The following is a 1,356-nucleotide window of genomic DNA, read 5'->3' as shown; positions in this document are numbered from 1 at the left end:
GGCGAAGACTGGCCCATCGCTACGCGAATCTCACGGGAGGTATCAATGGGATATCTAGGTACGCTCGTTTCAAGACTACTCGGCAAGAAGCCCGGCCCCGCTGGCAACGGCGATATGCGCAAGTCGACTGGCGCGGGTCCTGCAATAGCAGCGCATTCGAAAGACGCGAAGACAACGGCGCCGACCGGCCAGAACCGATCGGCGGCAGCAAAAGAAAAATGACCGACGCCGTAGGAGCGTAGTCACTGGACAGCCAACAATGCGCCCATTTCCGGTCAACCCTTTGAAGCAGGCGGTTCGGTCCTGTCCAGACTGACCCCGTCAGGTCGACTCGCAAGGCTTGCAACCAGTAAAATAACAGTGTCATCAGTACAAACATCGACAAACGGTCTAAATGGTTGATGGAACGTATGTTATATTTCCTTCCTCTCTAATTCGACCGATGCGCAATATTATGCCCTACAGAAGACCCACTGAATGAATTACGCAGGTCCAAAGGATCGTAATTAAACCTCTAATAGGCCATTCCAGATTTCGAATGCAGTTCAGCTCGGGAAGGAGGGCGGCAAAACCCAATCCCGGAGGCGCCTGGACCTTTAGACCAATGCTATCGGTAGGTAGCGGATGATGATCTCGTCCTGCCGGAAACGGCGCTCCAACTCCGCTCGGCGCCTTCGCCAATCGGGCAGATCGACTTCTTCCGTCATCACCTCGAAGATGACAATCTCGTCCATGTCGGACTCTTTTCCCTCCCTCCATACCCCTTCCGCGGGCGTCCGAAAATACGCGGTGACACCTTTGAACGTATTGGCGAGTTCGTCCTTCACACGATCGAAGTCTTCCTTGGCGAAGGGCTCACCCGCGTTGTCGGAACGAGGAAGCAGGATCTGGACAAGGTGCATGCGGCCGCCTCCAAGCTCTTCCAACGGCGGCGACCGGCATCATGTTCCATCGGCTGACGCTGCGGGCAAAGGCGCAAATGTGAACCAGGCTGACAGGAAGTTCCTGCATTCCGTGACTCCAGATGGGAATCCTGGCCTTGCGTGAAAGTGCTGCCACCCGCAGCCAGCCCGTGACACCGCCGCAGTTGGAGGCGTCTGGTTGGATGTAGGCGAGCCTCGACCAAGCAAAGGCGTGCCCGAGTCCTCAAGACATGCAGGTTTTCTCCCATTGCCAGAGGCCTACAGGCCTGCAGGTGCCTTGGCGATGCTGGCGCAGCGTTCATAGGTGCCGGCACAATGGTAACACGATCTCGGCCGCGGATATTGCGCCAGCGACACGGACAGACGGCAACCTTGCATCGGCGCACGCGGCTGCGCAATTTTTTGCAAAAGCAGGAACATAGCTGCATCGCCC

3 protein-coding genes are annotated in these 1,356 nt (G+C 56.9%); 1 reads left to right on the top strand and 2 read right to left on the bottom strand.

Annotated features, from left to right (window positions below; translation table 11 throughout):
- A partial coding sequence (locus EN879_RS39585; protein WP_206521085.1) for a hypothetical protein occupies positions 1-222 on the top strand: 222 nt, incomplete at its 5' end.
- Positions 223-596: 374 nt separating this feature from the next.
- Here the strand turns inward: EN879_RS39585 and EN879_RS36075 are convergent.
- Positions 597-902, bottom strand: a complete 306-nt coding sequence (locus EN879_RS36075; protein ID WP_013525146.1) for a hypothetical protein — start codon at positions 900-902, stop codon at positions 597-599.
- A complete protein-coding gene (locus EN879_RS40700) occupies positions 856-1,059 on the bottom strand; it encodes a hypothetical protein (RefSeq protein ID WP_275955479.1) in 204 nt (67 codons plus the stop codon). Before EN879_RS40700 ends, EN879_RS36075 begins: the two co-directional genes overlap by 47 nt.
- Positions 1,060-1,356: the final 297 nt, after the last annotated feature.

The sequence above is a fragment of the Mesorhizobium sp. M7A.F.Ca.AU.002.02.1.1 genome, assembly GCF_003998535.1.
Classification (GTDB): domain Bacteria; phylum Pseudomonadota; class Alphaproteobacteria; order Rhizobiales; family Rhizobiaceae; genus Mesorhizobium; species Mesorhizobium ciceri.
This window is presented reverse-complemented; position numbering and strand designations above follow the sequence as displayed.